This window comes from Actinoplanes sp. NPDC049681, from assembly GCF_044465265.1.
Taxonomy (GTDB): Bacteria; Actinomycetota; Actinomycetes; order Mycobacteriales; family Micromonosporaceae; genus Actinoplanes.
Genome location: NZ_JBITLP010000001.1, coordinates 729,776 through 745,883 on the forward strand (window position 1 = coordinate 729,776; position 16,108 = coordinate 745,883).

Annotated in this window: 18 protein-coding genes; 14 read left to right on the forward strand and 4 right to left on the reverse strand. The window is 71.9% G+C overall.

The genetic code is table 11. From position 1 onward, the window contains the following. Window positions 1-164 precede the first annotated feature (164 nt). Window positions 165-1,841 (forward strand): MFS transporter, encoded by a 1,677-nt coding sequence (locus ACIBO8_RS03300; RefSeq protein WP_396113443.1) that lies wholly within the window; start codon window positions 165-167, stop codon window positions 1,839-1,841. On the opposite strand, the gene mshD is transcribed toward ACIBO8_RS03300, so the two are convergent. Continuing rightward, the gene (gene mshD, locus ACIBO8_RS03305) at window positions 1,834-2,742 is read right to left on the reverse strand and encodes a mycothiol synthase (protein ID WP_396113444.1); all 909 of its coding nucleotides are present in this window, start codon (window positions 2,740-2,742) and stop codon (window positions 1,834-1,836) included. The genes ACIBO8_RS03300 and mshD overlap by 8 nt on opposite strands. A gap of 11 nt (window positions 2,743-2,753) precedes the next feature. Then, window positions 2,754-3,470, reverse strand: a complete 717-nt coding sequence (locus ACIBO8_RS03310; protein WP_396113880.1) for a winged-helix domain-containing protein — start codon at window positions 3,468-3,470, stop codon at window positions 2,754-2,756. A 204-nt stretch (window positions 3,471-3,674) separates the two neighbouring features. Between ACIBO8_RS03310 and ACIBO8_RS03315 the strand changes: the two genes are divergently transcribed. The 7 genes from ACIBO8_RS03315 (at window position 3,675) to ACIBO8_RS03345 (ending at window position 10,893) form a co-directional block, all read left to right on the forward strand. Beyond that, window positions 3,675-4,721 (forward strand): hypothetical protein, encoded by a 1,047-nt coding sequence (locus tag ACIBO8_RS03315; protein WP_396113445.1) that lies wholly within the window; start codon window positions 3,675-3,677, stop codon window positions 4,719-4,721. Between the two features lie 71 nt (window positions 4,722-4,792). After that, on the forward strand, window positions 4,793-5,581 hold the full coding sequence (locus ACIBO8_RS03320; protein WP_396113446.1) for a DUF2993 domain-containing protein: 789 nt from the start codon (window positions 4,793-4,795) through the stop codon (window positions 5,579-5,581). Window positions 5,582-5,665: 84 nt separating this feature from the next. Continuing rightward, complete coding sequence (locus tag ACIBO8_RS03325) at window positions 5,666-5,743, forward strand: Ms5788A family Cys-rich leader peptide (RefSeq protein WP_364700138.1); 78 nt, start codon at window positions 5,666-5,668, stop codon at window positions 5,741-5,743. 143 nt (window positions 5,744-5,886) lie between these two features. Continuing rightward, entirely contained in the window at window positions 5,887-6,735 is an 849-nt protein-coding gene (locus ACIBO8_RS03330) for a sulfurtransferase (RefSeq protein ID WP_396113447.1), read from the forward strand. A 5-nt stretch (window positions 6,736-6,740) separates the two neighbouring features. Continuing rightward, window positions 6,741-7,067: a DUF1416 domain-containing protein gene (locus tag ACIBO8_RS03335; RefSeq protein WP_396113448.1), complete on the forward strand. Its 327-nt coding sequence runs from the start codon at window positions 6,741-6,743 to the stop codon at window positions 7,065-7,067. Window positions 7,068-7,153: 86 nt separating this feature from the next. Then, window positions 7,154-8,014: a hypothetical protein gene (locus tag ACIBO8_RS03340; RefSeq protein WP_396113449.1), complete on the forward strand. Its 861-nt coding sequence runs from the start codon at window positions 7,154-7,156 to the stop codon at window positions 8,012-8,014. 71 nt (window positions 8,015-8,085) lie between these two features. After that, window positions 8,086-10,893 (forward strand): RICIN domain-containing protein, encoded by a 2,808-nt coding sequence (locus ACIBO8_RS03345; protein WP_396113450.1) that lies wholly within the window; start codon window positions 8,086-8,088, stop codon window positions 10,891-10,893. Here the strand turns inward: ACIBO8_RS03345 and ACIBO8_RS03350 are convergent. Continuing rightward, a complete protein-coding gene (locus ACIBO8_RS03350; RefSeq protein WP_396113451.1) occupies window positions 10,887-11,261 on the reverse strand; it encodes a DsrE family protein in 375 nt (124 codons plus the stop codon). The genes ACIBO8_RS03345 and ACIBO8_RS03350 overlap by 7 nt on opposite strands. 14 nt (window positions 11,262-11,275) lie before the next feature. Between ACIBO8_RS03350 and mtfM the strand changes: the two genes are divergently transcribed. Then, entirely contained in the window at window positions 11,276-11,380 is a 105-nt protein-coding gene (gene mtfM, locus ACIBO8_RS03355; protein WP_268245086.1) for a small membrane protein MtfM, read from the forward strand. Continuing rightward, window positions 11,377-11,979: an FABP family protein gene (locus tag ACIBO8_RS03360; RefSeq protein WP_396113452.1), complete on the forward strand. Its 603-nt coding sequence runs from the start codon at window positions 11,377-11,379 to the stop codon at window positions 11,977-11,979. The genes mtfM and ACIBO8_RS03360 overlap by 4 nt, the downstream gene beginning before the upstream one ends. Here the strand turns inward: ACIBO8_RS03360 and ACIBO8_RS03365 are convergent. Continuing rightward, window positions 11,960-12,733, reverse strand: coding sequence for an aminotransferase class IV (locus ACIBO8_RS03365; protein ID WP_396113453.1), 774 nt, complete (start codon window positions 12,731-12,733; stop codon window positions 11,960-11,962). The two genes, ACIBO8_RS03360 and ACIBO8_RS03365, sit on opposite strands and share 20 nt — an antisense overlap. Before the next feature lie 62 nt (window positions 12,734-12,795). Between ACIBO8_RS03365 and ACIBO8_RS03370 the strand changes: the two genes are divergently transcribed. Genes ACIBO8_RS03370 through ACIBO8_RS03385 form a run of 4 tightly spaced genes read left to right on the forward strand, consistent with a single transcriptional unit; the run spans window position 12,796 to window position 16,063 of the window. Beyond that, a complete protein-coding gene (locus ACIBO8_RS03370) occupies window positions 12,796-13,194 on the forward strand; it encodes a Fur family transcriptional regulator (protein WP_396113881.1) in 399 nt (132 codons plus the stop codon). After that, a complete protein-coding gene (locus ACIBO8_RS03375; protein WP_396113454.1) occupies window positions 13,191-14,249 on the forward strand; it encodes a YgfZ/GcvT domain-containing protein in 1,059 nt (352 codons plus the stop codon). The genes ACIBO8_RS03370 and ACIBO8_RS03375 overlap by 4 nt, the downstream gene beginning before the upstream one ends. Before the next feature lie 51 nt (window positions 14,250-14,300). Further along, complete coding sequence (locus ACIBO8_RS03380; protein WP_396113455.1) at window positions 14,301-15,134, forward strand: 3-keto-5-aminohexanoate cleavage protein; 834 nt, start codon at window positions 14,301-14,303, stop codon at window positions 15,132-15,134. Then, window positions 15,131-16,063: an asparaginase gene (locus ACIBO8_RS03385; protein WP_396113456.1), complete on the forward strand. Its 933-nt coding sequence runs from the start codon at window positions 15,131-15,133 to the stop codon at window positions 16,061-16,063. Before ACIBO8_RS03380 ends, ACIBO8_RS03385 begins: the two co-directional genes overlap by 4 nt. Window positions 16,064-16,108 lie beyond the last annotated feature (45 nt).

The window sequence follows — 16,108 nt, forward strand, 5'->3', positions numbered from 1 at the left end:
ACGGTTCGTCCCCGGCTCGTTGCCTTTGGCTGAGGCGGGGTTGTCCGTTACGTGAACCGAGGTGCTACTGACGGGATTGTCCAACCATTTCCGTTAACCTGGCGGGCTTCGGAGTGGCGTGCGACACGATGCGGTCGACGGCAAAGTAGCTGCATAATACAGATATGACAGCGCCTCACCAGCCGGCCACCAACCCGTTCCGGCAGCCCCGTGCGGTCTGGGCGGTCGCCTTCGCCTGCGTCATCTCGTTCATGGGAATCGGCCTCGTCGACCCGATCCTGCCCGCGCTCGCCGGCGACCTGCACGCCTCGCCGAGTCAGGTCTCCCTGTTGTTCACCAGCTACCTGGTGGTCACGGCGGTGGCGATGCTCGTGGTCGGCGCGGTCGCCAGCCGGATCGGCCCCAAGCGGACCCTCGTCGTCGGCCTGGCGATCATCGTGGTCTTCGCGGCCCTGGCCGGCACGTCCGACACGGTCGGGCAGATCGTCGGCTTCCGCGCCGGGTGGGGGCTGGGCAACGCCCTCTTCATCGCCACCAGCCTCGCGGTCATCGTGGCGTCGGCGTCCGGCGGTTTCGCCGGGGCGATCATCCTCTACGAGACCGCCCTGGGCCTCGGCATCGCGGTCGGGCCGCTGCTCGGCGGCGAGCTGGGCAGCATCAGCTGGCGCGGCCCGTTCTTCGGGGTCGCCGTCCTGATGGCCATCGCCATGATCGCGACCCTGCTCTTCGTGCCGGCGCTGCCCAAGCCCGAGCGGCCGACGTCGCTGGGCGCGCCGCTGCGGGCCCTGCGGCACCGCGGGCTGCTGACCATGGGCATCATGGCGCTGCTCTACAACTGGGGCTTCTTCACGATGCTGGGCTACGCGCCGTACCCGATGGAGCTGGGCGCGCACGACCTCGGGCTCGTGTTCACCGGCTGGGGCCTGCTCGTCGCCATCTTCAGTGTCTTCGTGGCCCCGCGCCTGCAGGCCCGCTTCGGCACCGCGCCGGTCCTCTACGTGAACATGGCCGCCCTCGCCGTCGTCATGGTCGTCATCGCCGCCGGGGTCACCACGCCTGCCACGGTCGTCGTCGCCGTGATCGTCAGCGGGGCCTTCATCGGCATCAACAACACCCTCACCACCCAGGCGGTCATGCTGGTGTCGCCGGTCGAGCGGTCGGTCGCCTCGTCCGCGTACGGCTTCGTGCGCTTCATCGGCGGCGGCCTGGCCCCGTTCGTCGCAGGCAAGCTGGCCGACGCCACGGACCTCGGCGTCCCGTTCTACGTGGGTGGCGTGGCCTTCCTGCTCGCCATCCCGGTGCTCGCGACCGGGCGCCGGCTGGTGACCGCGGCCGAGTCCGGCGCGGCCGAGCCGGTCGGACCGGTGCTCGAACCGGTCGGCGCCGCGGTGACCGCGGACTCGCGCCCGGTGCTCGTGGCCGTCGGCGCGACCCCGGAGGCGGCCGAGATCGTCGACGCGGCCGCTGCCCTGGCCCGCGATCAGGGCAGCGCCCTGGAGGTCGTCCGCATCCGCGAGACCGTGGTGCTGGAGGAGCTCGCCATCGAGCCCGAGGACGCGGAGCACGCCCGGGCGGCGGTCCGCGAGCACCTGGACCGGCTGGCGCGGCACGGCGTCGCGGCGACCGGGCAGATCCTCACCAGCGTGGGTGACCACGCCGCGGCCGGTCGGGTGCTGGCGCGGCACGCCGCGGACCTGCGGGCCCGGGCCGTGGCGGTGGGGCGTTCGGCGCACGGGCCGGCCGTCCAGTTCGCGGAGGGAAGCTTCACGACGGCCCTCACCGACGCGGCGACGTGCCCGGTGGTCCTGCTCGGCGCGGAGGAGGAGCTGGCTTCTAGCTAGCCCTCGTGTACTGCACGTCGGTGGAGTGGATCTCGAAGCCGAGGCGGCGGTAGAGCGCCACCGCCGCGGCGTTCGACTCGTCCACGTAGAGCAGAGCGTGGCTCAGTCCCCGGCCCGCGAGGTGCCGCAGGCCGGCCACGCTCAGCGCGGCGCCCAGGCCGCGGCGGTGGCCGCCCGGGTCGACGCCGAGCACGTAGATCTCGCCGATCGCCGGCTCGCCACCCTCGGCCGGGTGCACCTTCGTCCAGTGGAAGCCGAGCAGGCGGTCATCGGCGGGATCGACCGCGAGCAGGAAGCCGGCCGGGTCGAACCACGGCTCGGCGAAGCGCAACCGCAGGTCGTGCTCGGTCCACCGGCCCTGCTCGGGGTGATGAGCGAACGCCCGCGAGTTGACTCCCAGCCAGGCCGCGTCGTCCTGGCCCGGGACGAAGGCTCGCAACCGCACCTGCGGGGGGAGCGGCACCTCGGGCAGGTCGGCGAGCGGGCGGCGCATCTGCCACAGCACGCGCGAGCGGGTGAAGCCCGCCTTCTCGGCGAACGCCCGGGCGGCCGGCTCGTCGCCGTGCGCCCAGAACTGGAGCTCGCCGGTGCCGGCGGCGGCGAGCAGGGCGGTGGCGTGCCCGCGCAGCCGGTGCTTCGGATGCACGACGAGCTCACCCGACCTGCCGGCGACATCGGGCGTGCCGGTGACGTCGGCCGGGCCGGCCAGGTAGGCGTAGCCCGCGAGGTCGCCGTCGTCGGCGAGGGCCAGCAGATGCCGGTGCGCGGTGCCGCGCAGGCCGAGCAGGCCGTCCTCGGACAACGGATGGACGCCGTCGGCCTCGTCCGCCGCGGCGGCCAGCGCCAGCACGGCGGCCACCTCCGCATCGGTGAGCCGGTCGGTGGACCGGACGTCCGTCATCGCGGCGGGGCTCAGACCGGGACCGAGACGGGCGCGTTGTCGGGCAGCTGGCGGCCGGTCGGGGGCACCACGAACTTGTACCCGACCTGGCGCACGGTGCCGATCATCGACTCGTACTCCGAGCCCAGCTTCGCGCGCAGCCGCCGCACGTGTACGTCGACCGTACGGGTGCCGCCGAAGTAGTCGTAGCCCCAGACCTCACGCAGCAGCTGGTCGCGGGTGAAGACCCGGCCGGGGTGCTGCGCCAGGAACTTGAGCAGCTCGAACTCCTTGTACGTGAGGTCGAGCGGGCGGCCCTTGAGCTTGGCGGCGTACGTGTCCGGGTCGATGGTCAGCTCGCCGGCCCGGATGGAACCGCCGGCGCCCGCGGTGGCGTTGGTGAGCCGGCCGACACCCAGCCTCAGCCGCGCCTCGACCTCCGCCGGTCCGGCGGTGGCGAGGATGACGTCGTCGACGCCCCAGTCGGCGTTGAGCGCGATCAGGCCCGCCTCGGTCACCACCGCGATCAGCGGCACACCGATGCCGGTCGCGTGCAGCATGCGGCAGGTGGCCCGGGCCTCGGAGAGCTCCGAGCGGGCGTCGACGAGCACGGCGTCCGGGCTCGGACCGGAGACGAGAGTGCGGACGTCGCGGGGCGCCGTGCGCACCGAGTGGGGCAGCAGGTCCAGGGCGGGAAGCACGGTGGCGGTCTCACCCGCACGGGCCGTCACCAACAGGAGGATTTCCACACTCACCTCGATCCTCGCGGCGGGGGCCGCTTCGGGTGACCCGGTCTGCGCAGCTCATGGCACACGCAACCGGAGGGTCTCGTCCCGGCGTCACCGACGGGTGGGCTGGGTTCACCTTAACCGATGCGTCAGCTCGATCACCCTGTCAGAACCGCCGGGTGATGTGTTGAACACCCTGACGGGTTCGCCGCCGATCGGAGCGCGATGCGGACGGGGAGGCCCGGGTCTGGCACCATCGCAGGCGTGTTCCCCTCCAGCCCCCGCGACAGCGACGCCTGGGACGACGACGTCTCCCGGGAGATCGCCCGGTCCGCCCCGGGGCGCTCGTCGTCCGGTTTCTACGCGGGTGCCCCGGAGAAGGACCCCGGGCCGCCCCGCCGGGAGATGCCCGAGGACGAGGAGATCGACGAGGAGATCCCGGTCGCGCCGGTGCGCCGGGAGTTGTCCGTGGCCATCGCCGGGTTCGCGGCGCTGCTCGGAATCGGCCTGATCCTGGGTGCGCAGACGTCGGGGCCGGACGCGCGGCTGCCGTACGCGATCGTGATCTTCGGGGTGCAGCTTCTCTACGTCCTCGCCTTCACCATGGCGATCCGGCCGCCCGCGGCCGGGATCGTGGCGGGCGTGTGCGCGGTGGCCGCCGGTGTCGCCGACCGGCTGGCGGTGACCACCGAGCCGGTGAGCCTGCTGCCGTTGCTCTACGTGACCGCGGGTGCCTTGGCGGCGGCCCTCGCGGGCCAGGCGATCCGGGCCCAGGACCGGTCGCGCCTGCGGGACGGCCTCGGTGGCACCTTCTTGATCGTTCTCGGCGTGGTGTCGTTCGCGCTGCTGATCGTGCTCACCCGCGAGCCGGTCGGCACCCAGGCCATCCTGGTGTGCCTGACCGCCGTGGGGGTGGCGCTGCTGGTCGCGCACCTGACCGACGCGTTCTGGCCCAAGCCGCGCATCGCCGCGCAGGTGCCGCGCGGCGCCGCGGGCATCGTGCTCGGCGCGATGCTCGGCACGCTCGCCGCCGCCGGACTGGGCAGCGTGCTGGTGCTGCCCTTCACCCCCGCCAAGGGTGCGTTGCTGGGCTTCGCCGCCGCGGGGATCGCCGGGCTCGTCGACCTGGCGGTGAACTACTCGGAGGCCGGCCGGAGCATGGCCGGGGACGCCCCGACGTTCTGGGTGGCGCGGCACATGCAGGGCCCGCTCGGCGCGTTCTCGCTGACGCTGCCGGCCACGTACGCGCTGACCATGCTCTTCCTCGCCTGAACCGAGGGCGTAGGGCGAGCTGGCACTGGGCATATACCGTGCCCCACCTTGGGTCGGACTAGGAGGAACCGGTGACTGAGGCGCACGGATCGGCACGCCCCCGCAAGCGCCGGGGCCGGCGGCTGCTGATCACGTTCCTGGTCCTGCTGCTCCTGCTCGCGGCGGGGCTGCTGGTCGCGGACCGGTTCGCGGCGTCGTACGCGGAGCGGGAGATCGGCGACCGGGTGGCCCAGCAGGTCGCCGACCAGAAGGCGACGTCGGAGCAGCCGGACGTGACGGTCGAGGGAGTGCCGTTCCTGACCCAGGTCGTCCGCGGCAAGTACCAGGAGATCAAGATCCTGCTCCGGAACTTCTCCGGGCCGGCGGGCAACGGCGAGACCATCAAGATGCCGGTGCTCGACATCCGGGCCAAGGACGTGACCGCGCCGCTGGACACCGTGCGCTCCGGCAACGGCAACATCGTGGCGGGCACGGTGACGGGCACCGGCACGATCGGGTACGCCGACCTGGTCGATCTCATCGACCAGGAGGGGCTGAAGCTCAGCGAGAAGGACGGCAAGCTGATCGGCACCGCGCCGGTCAAGGCGCTCGGCCAGACCTGGAACGTCTCCGGTACGGCCACGCTCGCGGTCAAGGACGGCGTGGTGCAGGTGCGCTTCGCCGACGTGACCGCCGACGGCCTGCCGAACGTGCCCCTGGTGCGCGGCCTGATCGACAACTACGTGAAGAACCTCGCCCTCGACCTCAAGGTGCCGGCGTTGCCGCTGGGCCTGAAGGTGCAGAAGGTCGAGCCCCGGCCCGAGGGCCTCGTGGTGACCGCGGGCGCGAACAACGTGTCGCTCAGCTCCGGCGGGCTGTGAAGGCTGGGCTGTGACGGCTGACTCGTTCCCGGATGGTGGTCGGTGGTGTTCCGGGCTGTGGAACCGCTGGTAGGGTCGGTTCCCATGAGCCTGTTGCTCACCAAGAGGCGCGCGGTCGACCTGTGCCGCGTGGCCGCCTGCCTGTGTCGCCCTGTCCTCTGACGGGGCCATCCGGCATTTCCTTCGCCCGGCAGTGGCGCCGTACGCAAAGCGTGATCCGTTCCATCGGGTCGGCGCGCGTGCGACCTCTTTACTTCCCGCGCGTCGACTCACCCCCATCTCTCACCTGACAAGGGAGTAATGCGATGAGTCGCGACACCGCACTCGTCTCTGCCGACTGGGCCGAGAAGAACCTGGACACCCCGGGTGTGGTCTTCGTCGAGGTCGACGAGGACACCACCGCCTACGACGGCGGGCACATCCCCGGCGCTGTGAAGCTCGACTGGAAGAAGGACCTGCAGGACCCGGTGCGCCGGGACTTCGTCAACCAGGAGCAGTTCTCCGCTCTCCTCTCCGAGCGGGGCATCAGCAACGACGACACCGTCATCCTGTACGGCGGCAACAACAACTGGTTCGCGGCGTACGCGTTCTGGTACTTCAAGCTCTACGGGCACGGCGACGTGAAGCTGCTCGACGGCGGCCGCAAGAAGTGGGAGCTGGACGCCCGGCCGTACACCAAGGATCTGCCGCAGCGGGCCGCCACGCAGTACCGGGCGTCGGCGCCGGACCTGTCGATCCGTGCCTTCCGCGACGAGGTCGTGCAGGCCATCGGCGCGAAGAACCTGGTCGACGTCCGCAGCCCCGACGAGTTCGCCGGCCGCCTGCTCGCCCCGGCGCATCTGCCGCAGGAGCAGTCCCAGCGCGCCGGTCACATCCCCACGGCGATCAACGTGCCGTGGAGCAAGGCGGCCAACGAGGACGGCACGTTCAAGTCGGACGACGAGCTCGCCAAGATCTACGGTGAGGCCGGCCTCGACGGCAGCAAGGACACCATCGCGTACTGCCGCATCGGCGAGCGTTCCTCGCACACGTGGTTCGTGCTCAAGGAGCTGCTCGGCCAGGAGAACGTCAAGAACTACGACGGTTCGTGGACCGAGTACGGCTCGCTCATCGGCGTGCCGATCGCCCTCGGCGACGAGCCCGGAAAGGCGTGATCGCGATGACCACCCCCAACATCGCGGACGGTTGCGCCGCCCCCGACCAGTCGGCTCCCATCCCGGCCAGTGTCGATCTGCAGAAGGAAACCGTGATCACCGGCGTCGTCACCAACGGCGACGGCGAGAAGGTGGGCGGCGCGTACGTCCGCCTGCTCGACTCCACCGGTGAGTTCACCGCGGAGGTGGTGACGTCCCCCGAGGGCGTCTTCCGCTTCTTCGCGGCCCCGGGCTCGTGGACGCTGCGAGCCCTGTCCCGCTACGGCAACGGCGACCTCACGGTCGATGCCTCCCGCGGGGTGAACGAGGTCGGCCTGAACGTCGCCGCCTGACCCACGCTCTGTTCGCGGAAGGGCGGGATCCGGAAGGGTCCCGCCCTTTCGTGCTGTCCGCGGCAGCGCCATGCGAGCATGGCGCCGTGAATCCGCCCGGTTATCCCGCCCTCGCGCCGCCGCCCGCGCCGGAGCGGCCGAAACGGCGGCGGTGGCTGAGCGCGATCGTGGCGGTCTGGGCGCTGGTGGTCGCCGGTGTGGCCGTCTGGTCGGTGCGTCACGATCCGCCGACGGTCCCCGAGCAGCGGTCCATCGCCGACGCCCTGCCCGTGTTCCGGCAGGCCCTCGGCGCCACCGTCGCCGCGGCGGACGGGCCGGACCGGGCCGTCGAGATCGCCGCGCCCCGGTTCGACCGGGACTGCGCGCTGACGCCGGTGCGGGCCGGGGTGGAGGCGAGCCAGGAGGTCACCGTACGGGTCCGGGCCGACCAGGCGCCCGTCGTGCTGGACTCGATCGCCCGGGCCCTGCCGAAGGCCTACCGGCCGACGATCCGGCACGACGCCGAGAACACCCGGCACGTGCTGCGCGCCGATGCCGGCGAGTTCGTCGGGGTGGACGCCACCGCGGACAACGGCTCGACCGTCTTCGCCCTGCGGGTGTCGACCGGATGCCGCCCGGTCGCGGCCGGCGTTGACCTGGATCCGACGCCGCGGGCGGCCACCGCGGTGCCGCCGGCGTTCGCCGCGGCGATGAAGGCGCTGGGGGCGCGCGCTCCGGCGACGAGTGTGGAGGTCGCCTGCCCGAACGGGAAGACCGCCGCGACGGTGGTGGCCACCGGGCTGCCCGCGCGGCCGAATCTCGGCGCGGCGTTGCGTGACGCCGTGGCGGGCGCGTTTGTGGTGCAGGCCGACCCGCACGCGTGGGCGTACCGGGCCGGCGAGGTGTCGGTGATGGTGAGCGACAGCGGGGGCTCGGCGCGGGTCAGCGCCACCACAACCTGTCGCTGATATTGACGAACGCAAATCTATCGCACATATTCGACCATGAGCGCACGCCCTGGCGTCACCCGGAGGCCGCTGTGGATCGTCGTACCTTCCTGGCCGGAACCGTCGTTGCGGCCGTCACGAATTTGCTCACGGCGACCGCGGCCCGCGCCGCCACGCCCGGATATGTGGTCAACCGCGCACCGTTGCGCCCGGACGCGTTCATCCGGCTGGCCCCCGGCCGCACGAGGGCCGCCGGCTGGCTCGCCACCCAGCTGCGCTACCAGCTCGGCGGGATCAACGGGCGGATGACCGAGATCTCGCACTTCCTGCGCTACGACAGCACCGGCTGGATCAACCCGGACCTCGGCGGCTGGGAGGAGCTGCCGTACTGGCTCAAGGGCTTCAGCAGCCTCGGCTACGTGACCGGCGACACCCGGGTGATCGCCGAGACGAAACGCTGGATCGACGGCGTGCTCGCCACCCAGGCCGCCGACGGCTTCTTCGGCCCGCGCGGGCTGCGGACCAGCCTCGGCGGCGGCCCGGACTTCTGGCCGCACATGCCGATGCTGCACGCCGTACGGACGTACCAGGAGTTCACCGGCGACAGCCGGATCCTGCCGTTCCTGACGCGCTTCTTCCGCTTCGTCGACGCGCAGAACACCAGCGTCTTCGCGCAGAGCTGGGGCAGCTTCCGGTGGGCGGACACCCTCGAGGTGGTCTTCTGGACCTACAACCGTACGGGCGAAGCCTTCCTCCTCGACCTCGCGCGCAAGATCCATGCGAACTCGGCGAACTACGTGAACAACCTCCCGACGCCGCACAACGTCAACCTCGCGCAGGGTTTCCGGGAGCCCGCGGTCTACTCGGTGCTGTCCGGCGACGCGGCGCACCGGCAGGCGAGCTACCAGGACTATGACGCGATCATGGGCGCGTACGGGCAGTTCCCCGGCGGCGGGTTCGCCGGCGACGAGAACGTCCGGCCCGGCTTCGGCGACCCCCGGCAGGGCTTCGAGACGTGCGGCATCGTCGAGTTCATGGCGAGCCACGAGATGCTCGGGCGGATCACCGGCGACCCCGTCTGGGCGGACCGGGTGGAGGACCTGGCGTTCAACTCGCTGCCGGCGGCTTTGGACCAGAAGCACACGGGCATCCACTACGTCACCAGCGCGAACAGCATCGCGCTGCTGGACCGGCCGGGGAGTCAGGGCCAGTTCCAGAACGGTTTCGCGATGCAGGCGTACATGCTCGGCATCGACAACTACCGGTGCTGCCCGCACAACTACGGCATGGGATGGCCGTACTACGTCGAGGAGATGTGGGCGGCCACCCCGGACGCGGGTCTGGTCGCGAACCTGCACGGTCCGTCGGTGGTCACCGCCGAGGTCGCCGACGGTACGGGGATCAGCATCGCCGCCGACACCGGGTATCCGTTCGGCGACACCATCACGTACACGCTCACCACCCCGAAGTCGCTGGCCTTCCCGCTGTATCTCCGCATCCCGGCGTGGTGCTCGGCGCCCACGGTCACCGTCAACGGCAGCGTGGTGGCGGTCGGCGGCGGCCCGGCGTACGCGAAGATCAGCCGGACCTGGACGAGCGGTGACCGGGTCGTCCTCCGCCTGCCCATGCAGGCGCGGGCCCACTCCTGGCCCGGGAACCACGACGCGGTGTCGGTGCAGCTCGGCCCGCTGACGTTCGCGCTGGCCATCACCGAGAACTGGTCCCGCACGGGCGGCACCGACGAATGGCCCATCCAGGAGGTACGTCCCGGTTCCACGTGGAACTACGGGCTGGACGGCACGGACTTCGCGGTCACCACCGGCGTCGGCAACCCCGACGACCCGTTCACCCCGGCGAACGCGCCGATCCGGATCACTGCTGCCGCGCGCCGCATCCCGGCGTGGACGGCCGACTCCGACCAGATCGTCACGCCGCTGCAGGACAGCCCCACCCCCTCCGCCGAGCCGATCGAGAACGTCAGCCTGATCCCGATGGGGGCGGCCCGGCTTCGGATCACCTCCTTCCCGCGGATCGGGGCCGGCAAGCCCTGGGTGCCGCCCGGTGCCGCGTTCCGGATCCAGAACCAGAACAGCGGCAAGGTGCTCGGCGTCGACGGGATGTCCCAGGCGAACAGCGCCCGCGTGGTGCAGTTCGCGGACAACGGCACCGCGGACCACCTCTGGCAGCTCGTCGACAACGGCGACGGGTACGTCCGCATCCGCTGCGTCAACTCCGGCAAGGTCCTCGGTGTCGACCTCATGTCGACCGCAGACTCGGCGCAGGTCGTGCAGTACGACGACAACGGCACCGCCGACCACCTGTGGCAGCTCCTCGACAACGGCACCGGGTACGCCCGCATCAGGAACCGGAACTCCGGCAAGGTCCTCGGCGTGGCCGGCATGTCGACCGCCGACTCGGCGAAAGTCGTGCAGTTCGGCGACAACGGCACCGCCGACCACAATTGGCGGCTGATCCCGGACGGCCGGGTGAAGCTGCAGGTCACCCACACGAACAAGGTCCTCGCCATCCAGGACATGTCGCAGGCCGACGGCGCCCAGCTGACCCAGTGGCCGGCCACCGGCACGGCCGACCACGTCTGGCGGTTCGAGGACGCCGGCGGCGGCTACTTCCGGATAGTCAGCAACCTCACCGGCAAGTGCGTCGACGTCAACGGCGTCTCGACGGCAGACGGTGCCCGCGTCGTCCAGTGGACCTACGTCGGCGGCGCCAACCAGCAGTGGCGGCTCGCGTGGGCCGGGCCGGGGGTGTTCAAGGTGATCGCCCGGCACAGCGGGAAGCTGCTCGAGGTCTCCGGGCAGTCCACGGCGGACGGCGCGATCGTCACCCAGTGGAGCGACCTCGATCTCGCCAATCAGAAGTGGCGGATCATCCCTCAGTAGACGAGCGCCTGGGCGCCCTCGCCCATGATCTCCTCGACGAAGACCGCCGCCCCGGCGATCCGGATCTTCGGCAACACGTCGTCCGGGCCGATGCCGCGGCGGGCCGCGCACTGCGTGCACAGCGTCACCGTGCCCGCCTCCAGCAGCAGCTCCAGCAGGTCGGGCAGCGGAGCGGCGTGCGGCAGCTCGAACTCCGCCGCCCGGCCGGGCAGGGCGAACCACGCCGACTCGCCGGTGAGCCAGAAGGACACCGGCACGCCGGCGGAGGCCGCCGTGCTCGCCACCGTGAACGCCTGCGAGCAGCGCTCCGGGGCGTCCGCGCCGGCGGTGGTCTTGACGACGAGAAGGCGGGCCATGCCGGTCAGCATAGGATGGCTTCGTCATGGTTACGGAGATCGGGTACGTGAGCCTGCTGGTCGCCGGTATGGGCGGACTGGCCGGCGGTTTGGGCTATCTGGCGATGCGCATTGCAAGGGGACGCTGGTGAGCAGTGAGACGGAGAACCCGCTGGGCCCACCGCCCTGGCTGAACGCCCCGCCGGTCGAGGCGTACCCGTACGAGGACACGCACGACCTGCGTCAGGGCCCGGACCTGCACCCCGCGTTGCTCGGGCTGCTGCCGTTCATCGGGCTGTGGCGCGGTCGGGGCCAGGGCGGGTTCCCGCAGCCCGAGGACTACAACTTCGCCCAGGAGATCCGGATCAGCCACGACGGCCGGCCGTTCCTGGCGTACGAGTCGCGCATCTGGCTGCTGGACGACGAGTCGGCGCCGATCGGCATGGGCGACCGTGAAGTGGGTTTCTGGCGCCCGGTGCTGAACGCCGACGGCCGCCCCACCGACGAGATGGAAGCGACGCTGACCACCCAGCAGGGCGTCATCGAGATCTACGAGGGCGAGGCCACCGGCACGCGGCTGGAGATGGCGACGGCCGGCGTCGGGCACACCGCCTCGGGCCTCGCCGTCACCGGCGGCCACCGCCTCTTCGGCATCGTCGAGGGCGCCCTGCTGTACGCCCACGAGATGTCGGCGAACGGCGAGAAGCTCAAGCCCCACCTGTCTGCCCGGCTCATCCGGGTGGGCGGCTGAAGCCCAGCAGCTCGAGCAGGCGCGGCGTCCACGGCGACGCCGCGCGCGGGCGCCCGTCGAGCGACCGCGCCTCGGCCAGGCCGCGCAGCGAGCTGGCCAGCCAGACGGCCTCGACCTCTGCCAGCTCCGCCGCGGTGATCATCCGTTGCTCGGCCCGGAGGCCGGCCTCGGCGGCCCGTTCGAGCAGGTGCGCGACCGTCGTGCCGGGCAGGATGCCGGTCGGGCCGGACGGGACGGTGCACAGCGTGTCGCCCGCGAGCCAGACCAGGCTCGCGGTCGGCCCCTCCAGCGCCCACCCGCCGGCGAGCCACAGCAGGTCGTCGGCGCCCTGCGCGACCGCCCAGCGCTTCGCCGCCAGATTCTCGGCGTAGGAGAGGGTCTTGGCGGCCGACAGCGACCACGGCGGCCGCCCGGCGCCGATGTCGTGGGTGATGAGCCGGATCCCGTCGCGGCGTTCCGCGCGGATCGCCTCGGGGACCGGCGACACCGTGGCGAACGAGGTCGACGGCGTGACCACCAGCCGCAGCGCGCCGTCGTCGTGGGTGAGGCCGTCCCCCAGCCGCGCCACCTCCGGCGGAACGTCGATGCCCAGTGCTACGGCGGAGCGTTCCAGGCGGGCCAGGTGGGCGTCGAGCAGCCAGGGGCCGGTGGGGCGTACGTGCACGGTCTCGAAGACGCCCTCGCCGTAGAGGAGTCCTCGGTCGGCATGGGTCAGCTGCCCTGAGCCCGGAATCACGGTGATCGGCACGTTCACGACGCGGAGGGTATCGCCGCGCGAACTATGCTCGTAACGTGTCCGCCACATCCCTCGCCGAGATGCTCCGGGAGCGCGGCCTGCGGCTGACGCCGCAGCGCCAGCTGATCCTGGAGGCGGTCCACGAGCTCGGCCACGCCACGCCGGAGCGGATCCATCAGACCGTGCGGGAGCGCGCCGCCGGGGTCAACATCACCACCGTCTACCGCACCCTCGAGCTGCTCGAGGATCTGAGCCTGGTCAGCCACACCCACCTGTCGCACGGCTCGCCGACGTACCACCCGGCCGGCGAGGACCAGCACGTCCACCTCGTGTGCCGGACCTGCGGCTCGGTCGACGAGGTCGACCCCTCGATCATGGAGCCGGTGACGGCCCGGCTGCTCGAGGAGCGCAACTTCCGGGTGGACGTCGGCCACGTGTCCCTCTTCGGCGTCTGCGGCGATTGCAAGGAGCCCTCATGACCACGGTCCTCGTGGAGGATCTCGAGCCGGGTTCGGCCGACGCCGGCGTGCCGGCCCACCTCGGTGACCCGATGCGCGAGCAGCGCAACCTGGAGACCGCCGTCGGCCTCGTCGACCGGTCCCACCGGGACGTGATCGCCGTGCCGGGCGAGGAGCGGGCGAGCTGGCTGCACACCCTCACCACCCAGCACCTCAGCGACCTGCGTGCCGGCCAGGGCACCGAGCTGCTGGTGCTCTCCCCGCACGGCCACGTCGAGCAGCACGCGATGGTTGCCGAGGACGGCACCACCGCCTGGCTCGACACCGAGCCGGGAGCGGGGGAGGGCCTGCTCAAATACCTGGAGATGATGCGGTTCTTCACCCGCGTCCAGCCCCGGGACGCCTCTTCCGAGATCGCCGTGCTGTCGCTGGTGGGCCCCGACGCCCCGGCGACGGCCGCGCGGCTGCTCGGCGTGGAGCTGGCCGAGCCCCGCGTCATCCCGGTGCCGGGCGCCAAGTTCGCCGCCGGATCGGTCCCCGCGGAGCCGACCGCGCTCTACGACGTGCGGCCGGTCGAGGGCGGCCTGGCGCGGCGGGTGCCGCTCGGCGTCGACCTGCTCGTGCGCCGGCCGGAGCTCGGCGCCCTGCTGACGCGGCTGGAGGGCGTACCCAAGGCGGGGTTGTGGGCTTATGAGGCCGTCCGCGTGGCGCGCCGGATCCCGCGGCTCGGGTGGGAGACCGACCACCGGACCATCCCGGCCGAGGCCGAGTTCGTGGCGCCGGCCGTGCACCTCGACAAGGGCTGCTACCGCGGTCAGGAGACCGTCGCCCGGGTGCACCACCTGGGCCGTCCACCGCGCCGGCTGGTGCTGCTGCATCTGGACGGCGTCGCGACCGACCAGCCGCCGGCCAAGGGGACCCCGGTCACCCTGGACGGGCGGCAGGTCGGTTTCGTCGGCACCGCCGTCCGCCACCACGAGCTCGGCATGGTCGCGCTCGCGGTGCTGAAGCGCAACGTGCCCGACGACGCCCGCCTGACCGTCGGCGAGTCCGCCGCCGCCATCGACGCAGGCTGATCCTCCCCGGGCGGCGGTTCCTGAACGATTCTTCATGGCAGGATCACGGTTATGACCGGGACCCTGATCACCGTCGCGCCCACCGGCGCGGAGAACAGCAAGGCGGCCGTACCCGCGCTGCCCGTGACGATCGACGAGCTCGTGGCCACCGCCAAGGAGTGCGAGGCGCTCGGCGCCGCGATCATCCACGTCCACATCCGGGACGACGAGGCCCAGCCGACCCTGGACCAGGGCCGGCTGCGCGAGACCGTCGCCGCGCTGCGGCAGGCCACGGATCTGATCGTGCAGCTCTCCTCGGGTGGCTCGGTCACCGACCCGGAGTCGGACCGGCTCGCCGTGCTCGACGCCGGCCCGGAGATGGCCTCCTGCACGATGGGTACGGTCAACTTCGGCGACAGCGTGTTCATGAACCGCTGGGACTTCATCGTCGACCTGCACACCCGCATGCAGGAGCGCGGCATCGTCCCCGAGTACGAGATCTTCGACCTCGGCCAGCTCACCACGTTGCAGCGGCTGCTCGCCCAGCACGGGCTGCCGGCCGGCGGGCACGTCCACCTGGACCTCGTCATGGGCGTACCGGGCGGGATGCCGGGCACCGCGGAGGCGCTCGTGGCGTGCCACCGCGCGATCCGGGATCTGCCCGAGGGCACCACGTTCTCCGCGACCGGCATCGGCCGCTCGACGATCCCGGTCATGCTGGCGTCGCTGTCGGCCGGCGGGCACCTGCGGGTCGGTATGGAGGACGTCACCACGTACGCGAAGGGCCGCCCCGTCGAGTCGAACATGCAGCTCGTGGCCCGGGCGGTCGGGTTCGCCCAGCTCGCCCAGCGCCCGCCGCTGACCACCGCCGAGGCTCGTGAGCTGCTCGGGGTGCCGGCCCGATGATCCTTGCCGAGGTCGTACGCTCGGGCTTCGTCGAGTGCGTGCACCACGGTTCCGTGGTGGTGCTGGACGCCGCCGGGGCCGTGGTGGCCTCGGCGGGGGACGTGACCGGCCCGGTCTTCCCCCGCTCGTCGAACAAGCCGCTGCAGACCGTCGGCATGCTGCGGTCCGGGCTGTCGGTCGCCGACCCGGCCGACCTCGCGCTGATCAGCGGGAGCCACTTCGGCGAGCCGTTCCACGTCGACCGGGTCCGCTCGATCCTGCGGGCCGCCGGGCTGGGCGAGGAGAACCTCCTCTGCCCGGTCGACTTTCCGCTCTCCGCCACCGAACGCGACGCCGTGGTGCGTGCGGGCGGCGGTGCCGAGCGCATCTACATGAACTGTTCCGGCAAGCACGCCGGCATGCTGGCCACCTGTGTCGCGAACGGGTGGCCCCTGGACGACTACCGCGACGCCAAGCACCCGCTGCAGGTGGCGCTGGCCGAAACGGTGACCGAACTGGTCGGCGAGCCGATCGCCGCGACCGGGGTGGACGGCTGTGGTGCGCCGGTCTTCGCCTTCTCGCTGACCGCCCTGGCCCGCGGCTTCCTGCGGCTGGCGGCTGCGCCGGACGGCTACGAACGCCAGGTGGCGGATGCCGTCCGGGCGGCTCCCGAGCTGGTGGCCGGCACCGGCCAGGACGACACGCAGTTGATGCACGGCGTGCCCGGCCTGCTCGCGAAGGGCGGCGCCGAGGGGGTCGTCGCCGTGGCGATCCCGGACGTGGGCGCGGTGGCCATCAAGGTGGCCGACGGCGCGATGCGGGCGCGGATGCCCGTGCTCGTCTCGGCGCTGCGCCGGCTCGGGGTGGACGCCCCGGTGCTGGACGAACTGGCTACCGTGTCGATGCTCGGTGGGGGCGTCCGCGTCGGGGAGGTACGCGCGGTCTGGTGACCGGCTTCACGCTAACTGTTGCTAGCGTTTTGCTTGCAACAGTTA

Bases quoted from the DNA above. Each gene is read 5' to 3' on its own strand.
- ACIBO8_RS03375 (WP_396113454.1), top strand. From the start codon at position 13,191: ATGACCACGGTCCTCGTGGAGGATCTCGAGCCGGGTTCGGCCGACGCC.
- ACIBO8_RS03315 (WP_396113445.1), top strand. From the start codon at position 3,675: ATGCGGACGGGGAGGCCCGGGTCTGGCACCATCGCAGGCGTGTTCCCC.
- ACIBO8_RS03330 (WP_396113447.1), top strand. From the start codon at position 5,887: ATGAGTCGCGACACCGCACTCGTCTCTGCCGACTGGGCCGAGAAGAAC.
- mshD (WP_396113444.1), bottom strand. From the start codon at position 2,742: ATGACGGACGTCCGGTCCACCGACCGGCTCACCGATGCGGAGGTGGCC.
- ACIBO8_RS03325 (WP_364700138.1), top strand. From the start codon at position 5,666: ATGAGCCTGTTGCTCACCAAGAGGCGCGCGGTCGACCTGTGCCGCGTG.
- ACIBO8_RS03335 (WP_396113448.1), top strand. From the start codon at position 6,741: ATGACCACCCCCAACATCGCGGACGGTTGCGCCGCCCCCGACCAGTCG.
- ACIBO8_RS03380 (WP_396113455.1), top strand. From the start codon at position 14,301: ATGACCGGGACCCTGATCACCGTCGCGCCCACCGGCGCGGAGAACAGC.
- ACIBO8_RS03370 (WP_396113881.1), top strand. From the start codon at position 12,796: ATGCTCCGGGAGCGCGGCCTGCGGCTGACGCCGCAGCGCCAGCTGATC.
- ACIBO8_RS03300 (WP_396113443.1), top strand. From the start codon at position 165: ATGACAGCGCCTCACCAGCCGGCCACCAACCCGTTCCGGCAGCCCCGT.
- mtfM (WP_268245086.1), top strand. From the start codon at position 11,276: ATGGTTACGGAGATCGGGTACGTGAGCCTGCTGGTCGCCGGTATGGGC.
- ACIBO8_RS03350 (WP_396113451.1), bottom strand. From the start codon at position 11,261: ATGCTGACCGGCATGGCCCGCCTTCTCGTCGTCAAGACCACCGCCGGC.
- ACIBO8_RS03385 (WP_396113456.1), top strand. From the start codon at position 15,131: ATGATCCTTGCCGAGGTCGTACGCTCGGGCTTCGTCGAGTGCGTGCAC.